Origin of the sequence: Neorhizobium sp. P12A (assembly GCF_008365395.1) — a bacterium.
Classification (GTDB): domain Bacteria; phylum Pseudomonadota; class Alphaproteobacteria; order Rhizobiales; family Rhizobiaceae; genus Rhizobium.
Genome location: NZ_QOVX01000001.1, coordinates 558959 through 579331, shown reverse-complemented (window position 1 = coordinate 579331; position 20373 = coordinate 558959). Strand labels below are relative to the sequence as shown.

Here is a 20373-nt window from a genome sequence, read left to right as displayed (position 1 = left end):
ACCGTCTCAGGTCGTTAATCTGTCATGCAAATCACCTATTTCCTTCGCCATCTGCTTCTAGCGGATTCGCCGATTGCAACCTGAACGAAAGAGGAGATCGCATGCGCCACGCCATTTGCTTCACGCCGTCTGTCAGCGATCCGCTAACGCTGGTTGCCGCCAATTGGCTGGGCCGCAACATATATTCCGGCGCCATGATCGATCCTCCGGCTATCCGGGGCCTCGGTATCCAGGAGATCGCCTACCATACCGCCGTGCCGCGCCGTTATGGTTTTCACGGCGAGCTGAAGGCGCCTTTCCGCCTTGCCAACGAGGCCGACGAACCGGCTCTTCTGCGCGATCTCATGCGCTTCTCCGGCACCCTCGCTCCCTTCGAGATCCCACGACTGGAAGTTGCTAGGCTCGGGAACGCTTTCGGGCTCGTGCCGTCCTTTCCCTGTGCGTCGCTCAACTACCTGGCGGCGGCGCTGGTGCAGGAATTTGACCGCTACCGTGCGCCGCTGACCGAGGCCGAGATCGACCGCTGCGATCCCGATGGCCTGTCGGCAACGCAGTTCGCCAATCTTCATCGTTGGGGCTGCGCGCATGTCATGGACGAATTTCGCTTCCATATGATGCTGACGGGACCTGTCTGTCAGGCCGACATGCCTCGCATCGAGCAGGCGCTGCGGGCCTTCTTCGAGCCGGTTCTTGCTGGGCCGGTTCCCGTTTCCAATATCGCCTTGATGATGGAGGAAGGAACAGGCGGGCCGTTCCGGGTGCATTCCCTACATCCGATGGGCAGGGTCAGTGCGCGCAAGAGCGCCTGAAGCCAATAATCTAAAGGCCTGCGTTTGAAGGGAAAATGACGGTTTCTTTCTTTCCGTCTCGACAATCCCGTTATCCATGCTTACCGTCTGTTCCATTCGAAAGGGTGGTTCGATGGTGTCCGATACATATCCTCGCAATCTGGTCGGCTATGGCCGCAACACGCCCGATCCGAAATGGCCGGGCGATGCCCGTGTCGCCGTGCAGTTCGTCATCAATTACGAGGAGGGCGGCGAGAGCTCTATCCTCGACGGCGATCCGGCCTCCGAAAACCTTCTGTCCGAGATCGTCGGTGCTGCCGCCTGGCCGAACCAGCGCAACCTCAACATGGAATCGATCTACGAATATGGTTCCCGCAGCGGGTTCTGGCGCCTCTGGCGGATGTTCACCGAACTCAAGGTGCAGGCGACCGTCTATGGCGTGACGCTTGCCATGGCGCGCAATCCGGAAGCGGTGGCAGCCATGAAGGAAGCTGGCTGGGAAATCGCCAGCCACGGTTATCGCTGGCTGGAATACAAGGATTTTCCCGAGGATCTGGAGCGCAAGCACATTCTCGAGGCGGTGCGGCTGCATACGGAACTCACCGGCGAGCGGCCCTACGGAATGTACCAGGGCAAGCCTTCCGACAATACGCTGCGGCTGGTGCAGGAAGAGGGCGGCTTCCTCTATTCTTCCGATTCCTATGCCGACGATCTGCCCTATTGGGTAAGAGGAGTGGACGGAAACCCGTTCCTGATCATCCCCTATACGCTCGAAACCAACGACATGCGGTTTGCGACGCCACAGGGCTTCAACTCGGGCGATCAGTTCTTCACCTATCTCAAGGACGCCTTCGACACGCTTTACGAAGAAGGCAAGGCCGGCAGCCCGAAGATGATGTCGGTCGGGCTCCACTGCCGTCTCGTCGGCCGCCCTGGGCGCGCCGCGGCATTGAGGCGTTTCATCGAATATGTGCTCAAGCACGACAAGGTCTGGGTCCCGCGGCGCATCGAGATTGCGCAACATTGGCACCAGCACCATAAGCCCGATTCAACTGCGGCAGGAGCGATCTGATGGTGACCCGCGAGGATTTCGTGGCGCGCTTCGGCGGCGTCTTCGAGCACTCTCCTTTCATCGCGGAGCGGGCGCATGATGCAGGTCGCATCGTCGAGCCGCTGCTGTGCGTCGAGGTGCATGTGGCGATGGTTGCGGCATTCCGCGCTGCGGAGGCGAACGAGCGGCTTGGTGTACTGAAGGCGCATCCGGATCTCGCTGGCAAGCTCGCGATTGCGGGCGAACTGACGGAAGACAGCAGGCGCGAGCAGGCCGGCGCTGGCCTAGACCGCCTGAGCGCCGAAGAGCATGCGCGCTTCACCGCGCTCAACACCGCTTACACCGAGAAATTCGGCTTTCCCTTCATCATTGCCGTGAAGGGGCTGAACAAGGACGATATCCTCGCGGCCTTTGAAACGCGCGTCGGCAACGATCGCGATGAGGAATTTTCGACCGCTGCCGCGCAGGTGGAAAAGATCGCCCTGCTGCGCCTGCAATCCATGCTTCCGGAGACCTGAATGACAGAGACTGCCAAGATCGAACTGCCGTCCTTTGCGGTAGGCGCCGTCAACCTCGCATCCGCCTTCCTGGGCGCCAAGGGGCTCTATGCGACCGACGAATTTTTCGCGCCGCTCGAGCGGATGCTGCAGGATGCACCGGCGGTTTTCGATCCCGATCTCTACGACGACAACGGCAAGTACATGGATGGCTGGGAAAGCCGGCGCAAGCGCGTTGCCGGCCACGACTGGTCGATCATCAAGCTTGCCATGCCGGGCCGCATCTTCGGCTTCGATGTCGATACGCATTTCTTCACCGGCAACTATCCGCCGCATTGCTCGATCGAGGCGGCTTTCGTCGAAAGCGGCGATCCGAGCGATGCGATCGAGTGGACTGAGCTTCTCGCTAAATCGCCGCTCGGGCCGAGCGCACAGCATTTCTTCGAAAATGTCGACAGGCAAAAGGTCTGGACGCATCTGCGCCTGCATATCTATCCCGACGGTGGCGTCGCGCGCCTGCGTGTCTACGGTTCGGCCTATTTCGACTGGTCGAAGGTTGGTGCTGCCGAAGAGGTCGATCTCGCCTATATCTTCAACGGCGCCAAGTCGCTCGCCTGGTCGGACGCGCATTACGGCCACCCCGACAAGATCCTGGGCCCCGGCCGCGGTCGCAACATGGGCGACGGTTGGGAAACCAAGCGCCGCCGCGGCCCCGGCCACGACTGGGCGATCATCCGCCTCGGTCATACAGGTACGATCAAGCGCGTCGTGGTCGATACGCACTTTTACAAGGGCAATTTCCCAGATACATGCGAACTGATGGGTGCCTATCTACCCGATCTCGGCGATACGCTGACCGAGGCTGAGATTACCGCTTCCGAGCAGTGGAAGCCGATCCTGTCGCGCAGCAAGCTCCAGGCGGACCATATCCACGAATACGGCGCCGAAGCCGTCGCTGATATCGGACCGGTCACGCATGTGCGCTACGCCATGCATCCCGATGGCGGCACGATGCGGCTGAGGCTCTACGGCAACAAGGGCTGAGAACCGGGCGTGAGCTTTTTTCTTTCACGGCACTTGGCTATAGTCGCGGCATCGGGAAGGATGCCGCGATGAGACCGTCGGAAGCATTGGAGAAGAATAGGCAGGCGATCCGGGAGATTGTCGCGCGTCGGCAACTTTCCAATCCGCGTGTCTATGGATCGGTATTGAGAGGCGAAGATCGCGTCGACAGCGATCTCGACATCCTTGTCGATCCCTCGGCCACGACGACCCTGTTCACGCTTGGCGGCGTTCAGTGGGAACTGGAAGATGCGCTCGGCATCCGGGTCGATGTGAAAGTTCCGGGCGATTTCCCCGCGAAGGTTAGGGACCGTATCCTGTCGGAAGCTCTGGCCATATGACCGAAGACCGGCTTTTCACCTATCTTGATCGAATGGAAACCGCGGCATCGCGGGCGATTGGCTATGTGGTCGATATGGAGAAGGCCACGTTTTATCGCGATCAGCGGACGCAGGATGCGGTGATTGCAAATGTCGCTGCCATTGGGGAGTGCGTGACCAAGATTATGGATACCTATCCCGAATTCGTGGTCGATCATCCGCAAATACCGTGGCGGGATATCCGCACCATGCGCAATCGCGTTGCGCATCAATATTTCGAAGTCGATGTCGATACCGTCTGGCTGACGGTCAAGATCAAGATGCCGGAGTTGCTGCAGGAACTCGATTCCCTCCGCAACTGGCGCGCCCAAGGCGAATGACATCCATGCCCCAGCATCTCGAGATTCACCCCCTGACCAAAGCCACTTTTGCGCCCTTCGGCGACGTCATCGAGGCTGATCCGGCGACGATGCGTTATATCAATGGCGGCACGACCGAGCGCTTTCATGCGCTGGCTTCTCCAGAGGCTGCGGGCGAGGGTGCGCGCGTCATTATCAATCTCTTCCGTGGCCAGCCGCGGGCCTTTCCCTATGAGGTTGGAATGATGGAGCGGCATCCTTTCGGCAGCCAGAGCTTTTCACCGATCTCGGGGCGGCCATTTCTGGTCGTGGTATCCGCAGACGAGGCAGGCCGGCCGGGCAGGCCGCAGGTGTTTCTTGCTCACGGCGACCAGGGCGTGAACTATCGCCGCAATGTCTGGCATCATCCGCTGATCGCGCTTGGCGAACCCAGCGATTTTCTCGTTGTCGACCGCGATGGTCCGGGAAACAATCTGGAAGAATTCTTCTTCGAAACGCCTTTTATCATCGGAGCGCCGACCCCATGACCGGACTGACCACCCATGTGCTCGATACCGCGCTCGGCAAGCCGGCGCAGGGGCTGCGGATCGATCTCTTCAAGCTCGACGGCGAGGCGCGCGAGCATCTGAAGACTGTCGAAACCAATGCGGATGGTCGTGTCGATGGCGGGCCTATCCTCATAGGCGAAGACTTTCGGGTCGGCTCCTATGAGCTTCTGTTCCACGCGGGCGATTACCTGCGCGCCACCGGCGCGAAGCTAACGGAACCTGCTTTTCTCGATCTCGTGCCGATCCGCTTCGGCATTGCCGACACGACGGGGCACTATCACGTGCCGTTGCTGATCTCGCCCTATGGCTACTCGACCTATCGCGGAAGTTAAAGCAATTCCAGCAAAAGTGTAACACGGTTTTGCGCCGGGAATTGCGTCAAATCAAAGAGATAGAGCTTTTCCGCGCTTCGAGGAAAAGCGGAAATGTTCTAGACGGCCTGCGACCATCAGGCCGCAAGCCGCGATACGCTTTTACTGCCGTCCGGCGATGATGGACGAGTTGACGTCCTTGATATCCCGCTTGCCGCAAAGCGCCATAGTGATATCCATTTCCTTGCGGATGATGCCGAGCGCGAGGCTGACGCCTTCCTTGCCCATGGCGCCGAGGCCGTAGAGGAAAGGCCGGCCAATGAAGGTGCCCTTGGCGCCGAGCGCCACAGCCTTCAGGACGTCCTGGCCGGAGCGGATGCCCCCATCCAGATGCACCTCAATCTTGTGCCCGACCGCATCGACGATCGAGGGCAGCATGCTGATCGTCGAGGGTGCGCCGTCCAGCTGACGGCCGCCATGGTTGGAGACGATGATCGCATCGGCGCCGCTGTCCGCCGCGGCCTTCGCGTCCTCGACGTCGAGAATGCCCTTGATGATGAGCGGTCCGCCCCATTGTTCCTTGATCCAGGCAACATCGGCCCAGGACAATTGCGGGTCAAACTGCTCCGCCGTCCAGACGGAGAGCGAAGAGAGGTCCGACACATTCTTGGCGTGGCCGACGATGTTGCGGAAGGTATGGCGCTTGGTCTGCAGCATGCGCATGCACCAGACCGGCCGGGTCGCCATCTGCCAGATATGGTTCGGGGTGAATTTCGGCGGGGCGGAGAGGCCGTTTCGCACATCCTTGTGGCGCTGCCCGAGAATCTGCAGGTCGGCGGTCAGGACCAGCGCGGAGCATTTGGCCGCCTTGGCGCGGTTGATCAGATTGAGGACAAAGTCCTTGTCCTTCATCACGTAAAGCTGGAACCAGAAGGGTTTCGAGGTGACCGAGGCAACATCCTCGATCGAGCAGATGCTCATCGTCGACAGCGTGAAGGGAATGCCGAATTCCTCCGCGGCGCGCGCTGCCAGCATCTCGCCGTCGGCATGCTGCATGCCGGTCAATCCCGTCGGCGCAAGCGCGACCGGCATCGATACTTTCTGGCCGACCATCGTCGTTTCCAGCGTCCGGTTCGTCATGTCGACGAGGACACGCTGGCGCAGCTTGATCTTTGCGAAGTCCGCTTCGTTGGCCCGATAGGTCGATTCCGTCCACGCGCCGGAATCGGCATAGTCAAAGAACATCTTCGGCACACGACGCTGAGCGAGTGTCTTGAGATCGGCGATGGTAAGCGGAGTGGCCATTGCGGATTGCCTTCACATGTGAATAGTTTACTCGCCCATAACACGATTTTCGCAGCAATGTTATGGAAATTTAATGCTCGCCGGGATTGTCCAGTGGCTAGGTATGCGGACCGTCGAGGACTTGTCCAGAGGGGACATCGACCGCCGGTTCCTTGCTTGCGGCCCATTTGAGCAAGGCGTCTAGGGCCGGGCAGAGCGCTTGTCCCCAATCGGTCAGACCATATTCTACCTTCGGCGGTACCTGATGATGGACGATCCGTCTGACGACGCCATCGGCTTCCATCTGCCGAAGCTGCTGGATCAGCATTTTCTGGGATATGGCCGGGATAGCCTTTTCCAGTTCCGAGAAGCGTAAAAGCTTGCCACCGAACAGGTGGAAGAGAATGACCAGCTTCCAGCGACCCTCGAGGATGCGCAAGACATTCTCCACGCCGCTTGCCGCGGCCGATGGTGTCGAGAAGTCGTTGGGCTTACTTTCGGGTAAGTACCCTACTTTTTCGTGCGTTCTTGCCATTTCTCTTGCTTAACGCCATTTTCCGGTCAGCGCAACGCCAAGGCGAAGCGTGAACGGCGGCGCCCCGTTTCCTGACATTCAACAGAGGAACCGAGAGATGACACTATCACTGCCTGAAAAGCTGGCAGCCTATTTCGCTGCCGTGAACAGACGGGATATCGACGGTATGCTGTCGTGCTTTGCCGAGGATGCTTTGGTCCGGGACGAGGGTGAGGATATGCGCGGACGTGCCGAGATCCGCGCTTGGATCGAGAGGACCACCGAGAAATATGGCATCACCGCCGAGATCGAGGGCATGGAGGCTCATGGCGATGCCATAAAGATCGCAGCCCGCGTTTCAGGCACGTTTTCCGGCAGTCCCATTACTCTGAACTATAATTTTACCCTCGGCGCCCGTGAGATCGTTGGTCTGGAGATCGGCCTATGAGACATGCATCGGCATTTTCCATCGATCGCCAAGAGTTTTCGGGCAGGCGCGTACTTGTGACTGGCGGCACAAAGGGTGCGGGTGCCGCCATCGTCCGACGGCTTTCTGCTGGCGGTGCGACCGTCGCCGCGACGGCACGCTCGCCATCGGAAGGGCAGAGGGATGGCTTGTTCATCCGGGCTGATCTTTCGACCCCGGAAGGCGTCGCTTACGTCGTCGAGCGCCTTCGTCAGGAATTCGGCGGTCTGGATATTCTGATCCACAATCTCGGCGGCTCCAGCACGCCGGGTGGAGGCTTTGCGGCTATCACCGACGCGCTATGGCAGCAGGAATTGAATCTCAATCTGATGGCTGCGGTGCGGCTCGACCGGGCGCTGCTGCCCGAGATGATCGAGCGCCGGTCGGGCGTGGTCATCCACATTTCCTCAATCCAGCGCAGGCTTCCCCTCCATGAATCGACGATCGCCTACGCTGCGGCAAAGGCGGCGCTTACGACCTATAGCAAGGTCCTCTCCAAGGAACTCGGTCCGAAAGGCGTCCGCGTGACTTCGGTCGCTCCCGGCTGGATCATGACCGAGGCGGCGGAAGCCATGGTCCAGCGAATTGCGGAGCATGGCGGTATCGATGAAGCTGCGGCGCACCAGAGCATCATGGATGCGCTCGGCGGTATCCCGATCGGCCGCCCGGCCTATCCGGAAGAGGTGGCGGAACTCGTCGCTTTCCTAGCCTCGGATCGTGCGGCATCCATCCACGGGGCGGAATACACGATCGATGGCGGGACGGTTCCGGTGGTTTGATCCCGCCTTAAAGGCGATGAAGAGCGTTCTTCATCGCCTTGCCGGCGACGTAGGTCTCGGCGATTGCCCTATCGTCACCCATCGTCTGCAGCAGGAAGAGTTCTTCGTGCAGGGTCGTCACCACTTCCATCTTCAGCGCCATGGCCGGCGTTGCCGATGCGTCGAGGATGGTGAGGTCCGCGTCGGTGCCGGGTTCAAGCGTGCCGATGCGGTCCGAGAGCGACAGCGCTTCGGCGTTGCCGAGGGTCATGTGGTAGTAGCTATCCAGCGGGTTGAGGCGCTCGCCGAGCAATTGCTGGATTTTGTATGCCTCGTCCATCGTCCTCAGCATCGAATAGCTGGAGCCGCCGCCGATATCCGTCGCAACGCCGATGCGAACCGGCTTTTCGCGGCGGGAGAGCGCCTTCAGCGGGAAGAGACCGGAGCCGAGGAAGAGGTTCGAGGTCGGGCAGTGGACGGCGATCGAGCCGGCTTCGCTCATGGCATCCGCCTCGCGCTCCGAGAGATGGATGCAGTGGCCGAAGAGGGTCTTTTTGCCGAGCAGGCCGTAGCGGGCATAGATATCCGTATAGTCGATGGCTTCAGGGTAGAGCTCGCAGGTATATTTGATCTCGTCGTGGTTTTCCGAGAGATGCGTCTGGATGTGCAGGTCGGGGAATTCGCGGGCGAGCGCTGCGGTCGCCTCCATCTGCTCGGGCGTCGAGGTGATGGCGAAGCGGGGGGTGATGGCGACATGGTTGCGGCCCTTGCCGTGCCAGTCCGATATGACCTGTCGGGTCTCGTCATAGCCCATATCAGGCGTGTCGAGCAGGCCCTGCGGGGCGTTGCGATCCATCATCACCTTGCCGCCGACCATGCACATGTTCCGGCGCATCGCTTCGGCGAAGTAAGCGTCGGCCGATGTCTTGTGGACGGAGCAGTAGGCGACGGCTGTTGTTGTGCCGTGACGGATCAGCTCGTCGTAGAAATGCGTGGCAATGCGCTCGGCGTGGGCGCTTTCGACGAAGCGGCATTCCTCGGGGAAGGTGTAGGTGTTCAGCCATTCCAGCAGGTTGGCCGCGTAGGAGGCGATGACTTGCATCTGCGGGAAATGCAGGTGCGTGTCGATGAAGCCCGGCATGATCAGGTGCGGGCGATGGTCGGCTTCGACTGCATCGGCCGGTGCCTTGGCCTTGATCTCGGCATAGGACCCCCGAGCGGCGATGATGCCGTCCTTGATCAGAAGACCGCCGTCTTCTTCATAGATATAGCTGCCGGTATCGGTCAGGCTCTGCGGCGCGCGCAGGAAGGAGAGCAGGCGGCCGCGGAGGAGTGTCGTCGTCATTCTTGTTTGCCCTGATTGATGGCGCTTTCATACCAGGCGACCAGCAGCTTGCGTTCGTCCGGCGTCACATCGGTGACGTTGCCGGGCGGCATGGCGTGGCTGCGGCCTGCCTGGATGTAGATCTCGCGGGCATGCATAGCCATTTCCGCGTCGTTTTCCAACATTACACCTTTTGGCGGTCGGGCGATGCCTTCATAGGCCGGCTCTGCCGCATGGCACATGGAACAGCGCGTCGAGATGATCTGCCTGGCGGCAGGAAAATGAGCGTCGGCGGCAAACTGCTGGAAGGCCGGGGCAACGGCGTTCGCATCCTTCTCGCCGGTCAGCACCTTCGGAACCGTCGATAGCCACATGATGAGAATGAACAGGATGACGGTCACCAGCCAGGTCCAGGTGGGCTTGCCCTTGCGCGCATGCGTCGTGTTGAACCAGTGGCGGATGGTGACCCCCATCAGGAAGACGAGGGCGGCGATGACCCAGTTGAACTCAGTGCCGAAGGCCAGGGGATAATGGTTCGACAGCATGAAGAAGATGACTGGCAACGTCAGATAGTTGTTGTGCAGTGAACGCTGTTTGGCGATCTGGCCATATTTCGGGTCCGGCGTGCGGCCGGCGATCAGATCAGCGACGACGATCTTCTGATTGGGGATGATGATCATGAAGACATTGGCCGACATGATCGTCGCGGTGAAGGCGCCGAGATGCAGGAAGGCGGCGCGACCGGTGAAGAGGTGCGTGTAGCCCCAGGCCATGAAGACAAGCACGACATAGAGCACCGCCATCAGGCCCCAGGTATTCTTGCCGATCGGCGACTTGCAGAGCCCGTCATAGACAAGCCAGCCGACCGCCAGCGAGGCAAGCGAGATCAGGATGGCGACGGGGGCGCTGACATCGAGCACATGCCGGTCGATGAGGAAGAGATCCGCGCCACCATAATAGACGATGCAGAGCATCAGGAAGCCGGAGAGCCAGGTAAAATAGCTCTCATATTTGAACCAGGTGAGATGCTCGGGCATCTGCGCCGGGGCGACCAGATATTTTTGGATATGGTAGAAGCCGCCGCCATGCACCTGCCATTCCTCGCCATAGGCGCCGGGGGGAAGATGCGGGCGCTTCACCAGCCCGAGATCGAGCGCGATGAAATAAAAGGACGAGCCGATCCAGGCAATGGCGGTGACGACGTGGAACCAGCGGGCAGCAAAGGCCAGCCATTCCCACGCAATGGCATATTCATACATTCAGTTCCCCTTTTTTCCTTCGACTCAACACCTTGCAAAATGTCGGGCGACTAGGGAAGGGGAGAGTTTCATTGCCGGCCTCTTTGATCGGTTGATCCTTGCCGCAGGAATTACACGATCCTGTGTATTGTGGAGTGCTCATATATCGGCAATCCTGATGCATTCGGCGGATTTTGTAGGTCTTGCCGCCGGGATTTGGCAGACATAGATGATTCAAGACGGTCGTATGACGATCGTTGCAAGGTCGGGCCGCCGGGCGAGACGCCTTCGCGGGAGCACATTGCCAGCGGAGAATTGCCCATGCGCTTTACTCTAACGCTTGTTATGTTTTTCTTTGCATTTTGCATCCATGCCTACGGCCACGATGCGCCCAGCGGTTGGGCTTACGATCCCTATTGTTGCAACGGTGACGGCGAGAGCGGCGACTGCCAGATGATACCCTCTCGCACCGTGAAGGTCGTCCAAGGCGGCTTTCAGATCACCCTCGAACCCGGCGATCATCGGCTCGTGACGCGCAATCATACCTTTCTGATCCCGCAGCGGAAAACCATGCACTCGCCGGATGGTGCCTATCACCTGTGCCTCTTCCCGGACGAGAATACGCTACGCTGCTTTTATGCGCCTGATATGGACTATTGATCGGCGTTGGTCGCTCTCAACTCTGCTCGATGTTGAATTTCTCCAGCAGCCAGTTCCGGAAAGACTTGATTTTCGGAACGTTTCTCCTGTTTTCCGGATAAACCAGCCAATAGTCGCGGCCATCATTGCAGGTAAGCGGGAAGGGTTGGTAGAGCCTGCCCGACGCGACATCCTCCTGAAAATGTCCGGGATTGAGTATCGCCACGCCTTGGGCCGCCATGGCGATACTGGCGTCGAGGATTTGTGTGCCAAACTCGTTCTTCGGAAATTTATCGAGCCCCGGATTCTCGACGCCGGCGGCCGCAAACCATTGTGCCCACCAATGATCGCCGGCGCTGATGATCGTCAGCTTCAACAGGTCGGCCGGCTCGTTGATCCCGCCGATCTCGGCGGCGAGTTTCGGGCTGAGCATCGGGGCGAAGTCCAGTTCCATGAATCGATGCGCCATCAATCCCGGCCAATTGCCTCGTCCCCAGCGAATGGCGACATCGGCCGTCTCGCGCTGGAAATCGATGACGGTTGAGGAGGTTACCAACCTGACAGCCATGTTCGGGTGCTTCAACTGGAACGAGCCGATGTAGCGCGACAGCCATTGCTGGGCAAAGGTCGCGGTCGAATGGATCGTCAGCGTTTCTTCGGTCGTCTTGCGCAGCGAGGCCATGGCCTCTGCCAGCATGTCGAAGGCTTCGGCCACTTTCGGCGCCAGCCGCTCGCCCGTCTCCGTCAGCGAAATCTGCCGAGGGCGGCGCAGGAAGAGCGGTTCGCCGACATTCTCTTCCAGAAGCTTGATCTGGTAGCTCACCGCCGTCTGCGTCATGCCGAGCTCTTCGCCGGCTTTGGTGAAGCTGCCCAGGCGCGCCACAGCCTCGAAGACGCGCAGCGCATTGAGAGGGAATTGCTTCGATAGCTTCATGGATAAGCTCTCTTTATGCATGCAGACGGTTGTTCGATTGGATTTACAGCACTTTCGGCCGCAGACTGCAATTCCATACATCAAACATCCGAGGTGATGTCATGAGTTGCCAAATTGTCGAACAAACATCCGTCGAGAAAATTCCTGCCTGGATGCGCCTGATCGAATTGTTGAGCCTGCCGCTATCGCGCGGTGATGGGACGCCCGGCAAGATCGATCTCGATGACATGCCTGACCGCGTCAAGCGCGACATGGGTTTTCTGGACGGGCGTGAGCCGCGCTACGAGGACGATCTGAGGCGGTAAAGGGTGAGGGCGGTCATGATTTCGGCCGCGGTCATGGCGGCAATCACTTCCGGCCGCTTGTCCCTGACCGTGGCGCCGCCGATCGGCAGCGTCAGCCTGTCCACCCATGCCTTGTCGCCGCTGCCGTCGCGCACCAGCCAGTGGGAGAAAGTCGCGCGCTTGGTCGCCGAGCCGATCATGCCGACATAGGCGAGATCGTCGCGGGCAAGCGCCTCGCGAGCAATCAGGAAATCGAGGGCGTGATCGTGCGTCAGGATCACGAGCGCCGAACCGGGGCGCATGTCGGCTACCTGTGCCTCGGGCATGGCGACGAGCCGGGTGGCTATGTCTGCGGGAAGCTCGTCGAGCTCTTGGCTGCGGGTCTCGATGACGGTTGTCAGCAGGGGCAGGGGCCTGAGCGCTACCGCAAGCGCCTTACCCACATGGCCGGCCCCGAAAATGTGAACCTCCGGCCAATCATGCGTCTCGTCCTCGATCCGTCGCTTCAGGTCGTCGATGACTTCAGCCGTCGCCGGCCGGCAGCGCAGTTGCGTACGCCCACCGCAGCACTGGCCGATCTCGGGACCGAGCGGAATGTCCATGAATTCCACACCCGCGCCTCGCAGCATGTCGCGGGCATTGGCAATCGCCAGGAACTCGAACTGCCCACCACCGATCGTACCCCAGAGATGCTCGGCCGAGACGAGCATGAAGGTTCCGGTTTCGCGGGGGGTGGAGCCCTGCGTGCCCACGATTTCGATCAGGATGGAGCCGGGGTTGGCGGTGAGGAAGGTCCGGAGCTCGGTCATGGCGTTGCGACCGGAGGGTTCGTGGGTGTGATGCGACCCCCCTGAATCATCACATCGCCTTCAACCGCTCGACCGCCATCAGCACGCGCTCCGGCGTTGCCGGCGCATCAAGCCGCGGGCAAACCTTGTAATCCCTGACGCTGGCGACGGCCATCGAGAGGGCTTCCAGGACCGAAATCGCCAGCATGAAGGGCGGTTCGCCGACGGCCTTGGAGCGGCCGATGGTGGGTTCGGTGTTTTCAGCCCATTCGGCGAGGCGGACGTTGAAGGTCTTTGGTCGGTCCGATGCAAGCGGGATCTTGTAGGTGGAGGGGGCATGCGTCCGCAGGCGGCCCTTGTCGTCCCACCACAGCTCTTCGGTCGTCAGCCAGCCCATGCCCTGGACGAAAGCGCCCTCGACCTGGCCGATATCGATCGCCGGGTTCAGCGAGCGGCCGACATCGTGGAGAATGTCCGTGCGGTCGATCAGGTATTCACCGGTCAGCGTATCGATCGAGACTTCCGTGCAGGATGCGCCGTAGGAGAAATAATAGAAGGGCGTGCCGCGTCCTGCCTTGCGGTCCCAATGGATTTTCGGCGTCTTGTAGAAGCCGGCCGCCGAAAGCTGCACGCGGCCGAAATAGGCCTGCTTGATGAAATCGGGGAAGGGGATTTCGACGTCGCGGACGCGAATCCGGTTCGGCAGGAAGACCACTTCCTCGGCCCCGACACCCCATTTTTCGGCGGCGAAGGCGACCAGTCGTTCCTTGATCTGCCGGGCAGCGTCATAGGCGGCCATGCCGTTGAGATCGGAACCGGAGGAAGCTGCGGTCGCCGATGTGTTCGGCACCTTGGCGGTCGTCGTCGCCGTTATCTTCACGCGTTCGATGTCGACCTGGAAGGCATCGGCCAGAACCTGCGCCACCTTGATGTAAAGGCCCTGGCCCATCTCGGTGCCGCCATGGTTCAGGTGGATCGAGCCGTCCTGATAGATGTGGACAAGCGCACCTGCCTGGTTGAAGGCGGTCATGGTGAAGGAGATGCCGAACTTGACCGGGGTCAGCGCGATGCCCTTGCGGATATAGCGGCTGGAGCGGTTGAACTCGATGACGGCGTTACGGCGGGCCTGGTAGTCGCAGCTCTGCTCTAGCTCGTCGACGATGAGGTGGATGATGTTGTCCTCCACCTCCTGGTGATAGGGAGTCGTCGTGCGGCCCGAGCCGGGCTGGCCGTAGAAATTCAACTTGCGGATTTCGAGCGGGTCCTTGCCGACGGCATAGGCGATTTCCTCGATCATCCGCTCGCCGCCGAGCATGCCTTGCGGTCCACCGAAGCCGCGGAAGGCAGTATTGGAGACCGTGTGGGTCTTCAGCGGCTTGGAGACGAGATGCACATGCGGATAGAAATAGCTGGAATCCGCATGGAAGAGCGCACGGTCGGTGACCGGGCCTGAGAGATCGGAAGAGAAGCCGCAGCGCGCCGCATAGGTGGCGTCGACGGCGTGAATGCGGCCGTCCCCGTCGAAGCCGACCTCGTAGTCGACCATGAAATCATGGCGCTTGCCCGTCGCTACCATATCCTCGTCTCGATCGGGACGGAACTTGATCGCGCGCTTCAACTTCTTGGCAGCGAGGGCGGCAAGGGCTGCGAACTGGTTGCCCTGCGTTTCCTTGCCGCCGAATCCGCCGCCCATGCGGCGCACGTTGACGGTCACGGCGTGGGAGGGAATGTTCAGGACGTGGCCGACGATATGCTGAATTTCGCTCGGATGCTGGGTGGATGACCAGACGGTGACCTCGTCGTCCTCGCCGGGGATTGCCATGGCGATATGGCCTTCCAGATAGAAGTGCTCCTGGCCGCCGATGCGCATGCGGCCGGTCAACCGGCGCGGCGCGTTCGCCATCTCCGCCTTTGCCTCGCCACGCTTCAGCGTCATCGGTTCGTAGACCACGGCGCCGCCATTTTCCAATGCGCCGTCGATGTCGCTCCAATGCGGCAGGTCGGCATATTCGATCTTGGCGAGCGTGGCTGCGCGGCGGGCGGCGTCGCGCGTCTCGGCGATGACGGCGAAGATCGGCTGGCCGTGGAACTCGACCCTGGTTTCCGCAAGCAGCGGCTCGTCATGCATGCCGTTGGAGGAAACGTCGTTGAGGCCGGGCACGTCCTTGCCTGTGAAGACCCAGACGACGCCCGGATAGGCCTTCACCGCCGAAAGGTCGATGGAAAGGATATCGGCATGTGCGCGGTCTGAGAGGCCGAGCGCACCATGCAAAAGATTCACGGGTTCCGGAATATCGTCGATATAATCAGCAGTTCCGGTCACATGCTTATGTGCCGAATCATGTCGCGTCGAACCGTGCATGGATCCGCTGATGACGGCCTTTGGGTTTTCGAAGGCGGACTTGTCCATCAGATGGCTCCTCCGGTCTTTGTGGTCAAAACCCCTCCCCAACCCTTCTCCATGAGGGGGAGGGGTTTGATTGCCCCGAGGAATTTCTGTCGGTGGGGCGAGGCAGTGCCATGCGTGATCTCCCCCCTTGTGGGGGAGATGGCCGGCAGGCCAGAGGGGGTATGGGCTTGCACAAACATCACGCCACCTCCTCGAACCGCTTCAGTTCCTGCGGTGCACCCGATGTCTCCAGATAGAAGCGGATGAGCAGGTTCTTTGCGGTCAACTGGCGGTATTCGGCCGTGGCACGCCAGTCGGTGAGGGGCTGGAAATCCGTGTCGAAAGCGGCGCGAGCGGCGTTGATGTTTGCTTCGGTCCAGGGTTTGCCCAGCAATTCGGCCTCGACCGTGCGGGCACGCTTCGGGATGCCGGCCATGCCGCCATAGGCGATCGTGATATCGGTGACGTTGCCTGTTTCGTCGAGCGTCAGGCGGAAGGCGCCGAGCACGGCGGTGATGTCCTCGTCGCGGCGCTTGGTGATCTTGTAGACGGCAAACTGGCTTTCAGCGGGCGGATAGGGGACGAAGATGCTTTCGATGAATTCGGTCTTCGCCCGATCCTGCTTGCCATAGGTGATGAAATAGTCTTCCAGCGCGACCGTGCGCGTGCCGCTAGCGGAGCGCAGCTTTACGGTTGCGCCGAGCGCGATCAACGGTGGCGGGCTGTCGCCGATCGGGGAACCATTCGCGATATTGCCGCCGATCGTGCCCATGTTGCGCACCTGCTCGCCGCCAATGCGGTTGATGAGATTGCCGAGCGTCGGGATCTTTGCGGCCATGGTCGCGAAGGCCTGGCTGTAGGTGACGCCCGATCCGATGGTGAAGCCCTTGTCGCCTTGTATGATCATCTGCAGGTCGAGGAGATGATTGATGAAGACCACGGGATTAAGCCGGCGCATCTGCTTCGTCACCCAGAGACCGACATCGGTGGAGCCGGCGACGATGGTCGCGTCGGGCTCGTCGGCAAGGATGCGGGAAAGATCGGTCATGGAGCCGGGGATGATAAGTCTGTCCTCGCCCGAGGAGACGGTGATGGTTTCCTTCGGACGCATGGCCCAGAGACGGGCTATGATATCGGAGCGATTTTTTTCCAGGGGATCAAAGAGGGCGCTCGGGCGCGTCCGGCTTATCTGCTCGGCGGCCCTGACGATCGGCTCGTAGCCGGTGCAGCGACAGAGATTGCCCTGCAGCGCCTTTTCGATCTCGGCCCGGTCAGGCTTCTCGGTTGCGAGCCAGAGGCCATAGAGCGACATGACGAAGCCGGGCGTACAGAATCCGCATTGCGAGCCGTGACAGTCGACCATCGCCTGCTGGACAGGATGCAGCGTGCCATCCTTGGCGGCCAGGTGTTCGACCGTGACCACATGGGTGCCATGGAGCGAGCCGACGAAACGGATGCAGGCATTGACCGATTCATAGCGCAGGCCGCCGTCGATCAGCCGCCCGACCAGAACGGTGCAGGCGCCGCAATCGCCCTCCGCACACCCTTCCTTCGTGCCTGTCAGATGCCGCTTGAGACGCAGGAAATCCAGGAGCGTCTCCGTCGGGCGCAGGCTGGATAGCGAAATCTCCTCGCTATTGAGGATGAAGCGGATGCTGTCGTTCATGTTGTTCCCGGCTTATTGTCTTTCTTGTCGAGCCGGCTTTTTTACGCCGGTCTCAACCTTGTATGGTTATGCCGCAGTCCATCCCCCGTCAATCGAGAGATGTGTGCCGGTGATCTGTCTCGCGTCGTCGCTGGCGAGATAGAGCGACATCGCCCCGATCTCCTCGGCCTTGACGAATTCGCGCGTCGGCTGCGCCTTGAGGATCACCTCGGTCTTCACCTGTTCCTCGGTCATGCCGCGGGCCCTGGCCGTGTCGGGGATCTGCTTTTCCACCAGCGGCGTCAGCACGTAGCCGGGGCAGATCGCGTTCACGGTCACGCCGAATTCCGCAAGCTCGAGGGCGGCAGTCTTCGTCAATCCCAGTATGCCATGCTTTGCCGCGACATAGGCGGATTTGAAGGGCGAGGCGACAAGGCCGTGCGCCGAGGCGATATTGATGATCCGCCCGTACTTCTTCTCCTTCATGAAGGGGATTGCAGCGCGCATCGTATGAAAGGAACTGGACAGGTTGATGGCGATGATCTGGTCCCACTTGTCGATCGGGAAATCCTCGATCTTCTCGACATGCTGAACGCCGGCATTGTTGACCAGAACGTCGATGCCGCCAAAGGTTTTTGCGGCCGTTGTGATGAGGTCTGCGATTTCGGCGGGCTTGGTCATGTCGGCCGGATGATAGAGCACCTTGCCGCCACCGGACGATTGCAGCCGATCCTTGATCGCCTCGATCTCTTCCGGCTTGCCGAAGCCGTTGATCACGACATTCTCACCCTTGGCCGCAAAGACCACTGCGATGGCGAGCCCGATGCCGCTGGTGGATCCTGTCACGACGACTGTTCTGGGCATGAAAACCTCCGCTTACGTTGCTGCACTGCAATCAGTGCCAGCCTAGTCCCGAATCAAGGGACATGTCCATCAGCTCGCGTTGAAGCCATCGTGATAGCGGACCTGCCCTGAGGGCAGGGGTTCGGTGAATACCAGTCGCATAAAATACTCGGTCGGCGCGTCCGCAAAGACCAGCCTGTCGTCGGTGCGGAAGCCGAAGCGCTGGTAGTAGCCGGGATCGCCCAGAACCACGCATCCCATGGCACCCATGTTTTGCAGCCGGGAAAGGCCGTCGCGGACGAGCCTTTCACCAATGCCCTGCCTTTGCTGGTCGGGCCGCACCGAAACCGGGCCGAGCCCGTACCAGCCTTTGTCTTCGCCATCGATCGTGACCGGTGAAAAGGCAACATGCCCGAGGACTTCGTCTTCCTCCGTTGCAACGAGCGAGATCGTCAGGGCGCCAGCTTGACGAAGAGCATCAATGATTTGGGGTTCCGTCTGGCTGCTGTGGGCGGCCGAGGCGAAGGCCGATTTGGTGATCCCGCGGATCGCTTCGACGTCGTTCGGCTTCTCTGGGCGGATATCCATGGCTACGTTCCTTGTCTTTCGACGATATGCGACACGAGTGTTGTGCAGACCACAGGCGGTGTGGCGCTTGCAGCCATCGCGCCTTGCTCGACAATATTTTCGATTTCTTTTCTTTTCACATTCGTTTTGGTGCCTTATTCATTCCATCCGAAGAGCTATGGGAGGGTGACAATGGCGGGATATGTTCTGGCGATCGACCAGGGAACGACCTCGACGCGGGCGATCGTCTTCGACGGCAAGATGAAGATCGCCGGAGCGGGGCAGATGGAGTTCCCGCAGATCTATCCGCAATCGGGCTGGGTGGAACACGATCCCGAGGATATCTGGCAATCGGTCCTGACAACAGTCAAGAAGGCGATCAAGGCTGCCGGTATCGAGGCAAAGGATATCTCGGCACTTGGCATCACCAACCAGCGCGAGACCGTCGTCGTATGGGAGAGGGCGACGGGCAAGCCGATCGGCAACGCCATCGTCTGGCAGGATCGCCGCACCGCCAGCTATTGCGAGAAGCTGAAGCGGCAGGATCTCGAGAAGCTATTCACCCGCCGCACCGGCCTGCTGCTTGATCCCTATTTCTCCGGCACCAAGCTTTCCTGGCTGCTCGCCAACGTCAAGGGTTCCCGCGCCCGCGCCGCCAAGGGCGAGCTTTGCTTCGGCACGATCGATACTTTCCTGATCTGGCGGCTGACTGGCGGCAAGAGCTTCGTGACTGACGCAACCAATGCCTCACGGACGCTGATGTACAATATCGGCACCAATGCCTGGGACGAGGATCTGCTCGACATCCTGCGCGTTCCCTCCGCCATGCTGCCTGAGGTGAAGGACTGCGCCGCCGATTTCGGCGTGACCGATCCGGAACTCTTCGGCGCCGCCATTCCTATCCTCGGCGTTGCCGGCGATCAGCAGGCGGCAACCATCGGCCAGGCCTGCTTCGAGCAGGGCATGCTGAAATCGACCTACGGTACCGGCTGCTTTGCGCTGCTCAATACCGGGCCGGACATGGTGCGCTCGAAGAATCGCCTGCTAACGACGATCGCCTACCGGCTGAACGGCGAGACGACCTATGCGCTCGAAGGTTCGATCTTCATTGCAGGCGCTGCCGTGCAATGGCTGCGCGACGGGCTCGGAATGATCAAGCAGGCTAGTGATTCCGGGGTCTTGGCGGAAAAGGCTGACCCGACGCAGGATGTTTATCTGGTGCCTGCCTTTACCGGCCTCGGCGCTCCGCACTGGGATGCGAATGCCCGTGGGGCTCTCTATGGCATGACCCGCAACACGGGTCCGGCGGAGTTTGCCCGCGCCGCTCTGGAGGCCGTCTGTTACCAGACGCGCGACCTGCTCGACGCCATGCACAGGGACTGGAAGAACGGCAGCAACACAGTGCTGCGCGTCGATGGCGGCATGGTTGCTTCCGATTGGACGATGCAGCGGCTCGCCGATCTGCTCGACGCGCCGGTCGACCGGCCGACCATTCTGGAGACGACGGCGCTTGGGGCAGCGTGGCTTGCCGGCAGCAGGGCGGGCGTCTGGCCCGACCGCGAAGCCTTTGCCAAAGCCTGGGCGCGGGATCGCCGCTTTAAACCTGAGATGGATGAGAAAACGCGGGTAGCCAAACTGAAAGGCTGGAAGAATGCGGTCAAGCGGACGCTAAGCGACGTCTGAGCGGTGCGGACCACGCCCTGATTGTGGGGAGGGCTAAATATTCATCGAGTGGATACCGTCGGCCAAGGCGGCGGGTGTGAC

Annotated in this window: 23 protein-coding genes; 13 read left to right on the top strand and 10 right to left on the bottom strand. The window is 60.6% G+C overall.

Annotated features, from left to right (window positions below):
- Window positions 1-101 precede the first annotated feature (101 nt).
- The 8 genes from DTW90_RS02745 (at window position 102) to uraH (ending at window position 4957) form a co-directional block, all read left to right on the top strand.
- Entirely contained in the window at window positions 102-809 is a 708-nt protein-coding gene (locus tag DTW90_RS02745) for a DUF1045 domain-containing protein (protein WP_149336282.1), read from the top strand.
- A 112-nt stretch (window positions 810-921) separates the two neighbouring features.
- Window positions 922-1860, top strand: a complete 939-nt coding sequence (gene puuE, locus DTW90_RS02740; RefSeq protein ID WP_149336275.1) for an allantoinase PuuE — start codon at window positions 922-924, stop codon at window positions 1858-1860.
- Entirely contained in the window at window positions 1860-2357 is a 498-nt protein-coding gene (gene uraD / locus DTW90_RS02735; RefSeq protein WP_132518989.1) for a 2-oxo-4-hydroxy-4-carboxy-5-ureidoimidazoline decarboxylase, read from the top strand. Before puuE ends, uraD begins: the two co-directional genes overlap by 1 nt.
- Window positions 2358-3380: an allantoicase gene (gene alc / locus DTW90_RS02730; protein WP_132518992.1), complete on the top strand. Its 1023-nt coding sequence runs from the start codon at window positions 2358-2360 to the stop codon at window positions 3378-3380.
- 68 nt (window positions 3381-3448) lie between these two features.
- The gene (locus DTW90_RS02725) at window positions 3449-3739 is read left to right on the top strand and encodes a nucleotidyltransferase family protein (RefSeq protein WP_132518995.1); all 291 of its coding nucleotides are present in this window, start codon (window positions 3449-3451) and stop codon (window positions 3737-3739) included.
- Window positions 3736-4098, top strand: coding sequence for a DUF86 domain-containing protein (locus DTW90_RS02720; protein WP_132518998.1), 363 nt, complete (start codon window positions 3736-3738; stop codon window positions 4096-4098). The genes DTW90_RS02725 and DTW90_RS02720 overlap by 4 nt, the downstream gene beginning before the upstream one ends.
- Window positions 4099-4103: 5 nt before the next feature.
- A complete protein-coding gene (locus tag DTW90_RS02715; protein WP_149336274.1) occupies window positions 4104-4604 on the top strand; it encodes an ureidoglycolate lyase in 501 nt (166 codons plus the stop codon).
- Window positions 4601-4957, top strand: coding sequence for a hydroxyisourate hydrolase (gene uraH / locus DTW90_RS02710; protein ID WP_149336273.1), 357 nt, complete (start codon window positions 4601-4603; stop codon window positions 4955-4957). Before DTW90_RS02715 ends, uraH begins: the two co-directional genes overlap by 4 nt.
- 141 nt (window positions 4958-5098) lie before the next feature.
- Here the strand turns inward: uraH and DTW90_RS02705 are convergent, their stop codons facing one another.
- The gene (locus DTW90_RS02705) at window positions 5099-6241 is read right to left on the bottom strand and encodes an alpha-hydroxy acid oxidase (RefSeq protein ID WP_149336272.1); all 1143 of its coding nucleotides are present in this window, start codon (window positions 6239-6241) and stop codon (window positions 5099-5101) included.
- 97 nt (window positions 6242-6338) lie between these two features.
- Window positions 6339-6755, bottom strand: a complete 417-nt coding sequence (locus DTW90_RS02700) for a helix-turn-helix domain-containing protein (protein ID WP_132519010.1) — start codon at window positions 6753-6755, stop codon at window positions 6339-6341.
- 97 nt (window positions 6756-6852) lie between these two features.
- Between DTW90_RS02700 and DTW90_RS02695 the strand changes: the two genes are divergently transcribed.
- On the top strand, window positions 6853-7182 hold the full coding sequence (locus tag DTW90_RS02695; RefSeq protein ID WP_132519013.1) for a nuclear transport factor 2 family protein: 330 nt from the start codon (window positions 6853-6855) through the stop codon (window positions 7180-7182).
- Window positions 7179-7979: an SDR family oxidoreductase gene (locus DTW90_RS02690; RefSeq protein WP_132519016.1), complete on the top strand. Its 801-nt coding sequence runs from the start codon at window positions 7179-7181 to the stop codon at window positions 7977-7979. Before DTW90_RS02695 ends, DTW90_RS02690 begins: the two co-directional genes overlap by 4 nt.
- Window positions 7980-7986: 7 nt before the next feature.
- On the opposite strand, the gene guaD is transcribed toward DTW90_RS02690, so the two are convergent.
- Both guaD and puuD read right to left on the bottom strand, forming a co-directional pair.
- The gene (gene guaD / locus DTW90_RS02685) at window positions 7987-9303 is read right to left on the bottom strand and encodes a guanine deaminase (RefSeq protein ID WP_132519019.1); all 1317 of its coding nucleotides are present in this window, start codon (window positions 9301-9303) and stop codon (window positions 7987-7989) included.
- On the bottom strand, window positions 9300-10541 hold the full coding sequence (puuD, locus tag DTW90_RS02680; protein WP_149336271.1) for a urate hydroxylase PuuD: 1242 nt from the start codon (window positions 10539-10541) through the stop codon (window positions 9300-9302). The genes guaD and puuD overlap by 4 nt, the downstream gene beginning before the upstream one ends.
- 300 nt (window positions 10542-10841) lie before the next feature.
- Between puuD and DTW90_RS02675 the strand changes: the two genes are divergently transcribed.
- A complete protein-coding gene (locus DTW90_RS02675) occupies window positions 10842-11180 on the top strand; it encodes a hypothetical protein (protein WP_132519025.1) in 339 nt (112 codons plus the stop codon).
- A 16-nt stretch (window positions 11181-11196) separates the two neighbouring features.
- On the opposite strand, the gene DTW90_RS02670 is transcribed toward DTW90_RS02675, so the two are convergent.
- Window positions 11197-12093 (bottom strand): LysR substrate-binding domain-containing protein, encoded by an 897-nt coding sequence (locus tag DTW90_RS02670; RefSeq protein WP_149336270.1) that lies wholly within the window; start codon window positions 12091-12093, stop codon window positions 11197-11199.
- A 101-nt stretch (window positions 12094-12194) separates the two neighbouring features.
- Between DTW90_RS02670 and DTW90_RS02665 the strand changes: the two genes are divergently transcribed.
- Window positions 12195-12398, top strand: coding sequence for a hypothetical protein (locus DTW90_RS02665; protein WP_149336269.1), 204 nt, complete (start codon window positions 12195-12197; stop codon window positions 12396-12398).
- On the opposite strand, the gene xdhC is transcribed toward DTW90_RS02665, so the two are convergent.
- The 5 genes from xdhC to DTW90_RS02640 all read right to left on the bottom strand — a co-directional run bounded on the left by xdhC (window position 12374) and on the right by DTW90_RS02640 (window position 18630).
- Complete coding sequence (gene xdhC, locus DTW90_RS02660; RefSeq protein ID WP_149336268.1) at window positions 12374-13186, bottom strand: xanthine dehydrogenase accessory protein XdhC; 813 nt, start codon at window positions 13184-13186, stop codon at window positions 12374-12376. The two genes, DTW90_RS02665 and xdhC, sit on opposite strands and share 25 nt — an antisense overlap.
- Window positions 13187-13235: 49 nt before the next feature.
- Entirely contained in the window at window positions 13236-15575 is a 2340-nt protein-coding gene (gene xdhB, locus DTW90_RS02655) for a xanthine dehydrogenase molybdopterin binding subunit (protein WP_149336267.1), read from the bottom strand.
- Between the two features lie 178 nt (window positions 15576-15753).
- Window positions 15754-17220 carry a xanthine dehydrogenase small subunit gene (xdhA, locus tag DTW90_RS02650; RefSeq protein WP_149336266.1) on the bottom strand — a complete coding sequence of 489 codons (1467 nt, stop codon included), beginning with the start codon at window positions 17218-17220 and terminating at the stop codon, window positions 15754-15756.
- Between the two features lie 66 nt (window positions 17221-17286).
- Window positions 17287-18063: a 3-hydroxybutyrate dehydrogenase gene (locus DTW90_RS02645; RefSeq protein WP_149336265.1), complete on the bottom strand. Its 777-nt coding sequence runs from the start codon at window positions 18061-18063 to the stop codon at window positions 17287-17289.
- Window positions 18064-18132: 69 nt separating this feature from the next.
- A complete protein-coding gene (locus DTW90_RS02640; protein ID WP_149336264.1) occupies window positions 18133-18630 on the bottom strand; it encodes an N-acetyltransferase in 498 nt (165 codons plus the stop codon).
- Between the two features lie 171 nt (window positions 18631-18801).
- On the opposite strand from DTW90_RS02640, the gene glpK reads away from it, so the two are divergent.
- Window positions 18802-20292 (top strand): glycerol kinase GlpK, encoded by a 1491-nt coding sequence (glpK, locus tag DTW90_RS02635; protein WP_149336263.1) that lies wholly within the window; start codon window positions 18802-18804, stop codon window positions 20290-20292.
- The last annotated feature ends 81 nt before the right edge of the window (window positions 20293-20373 follow it).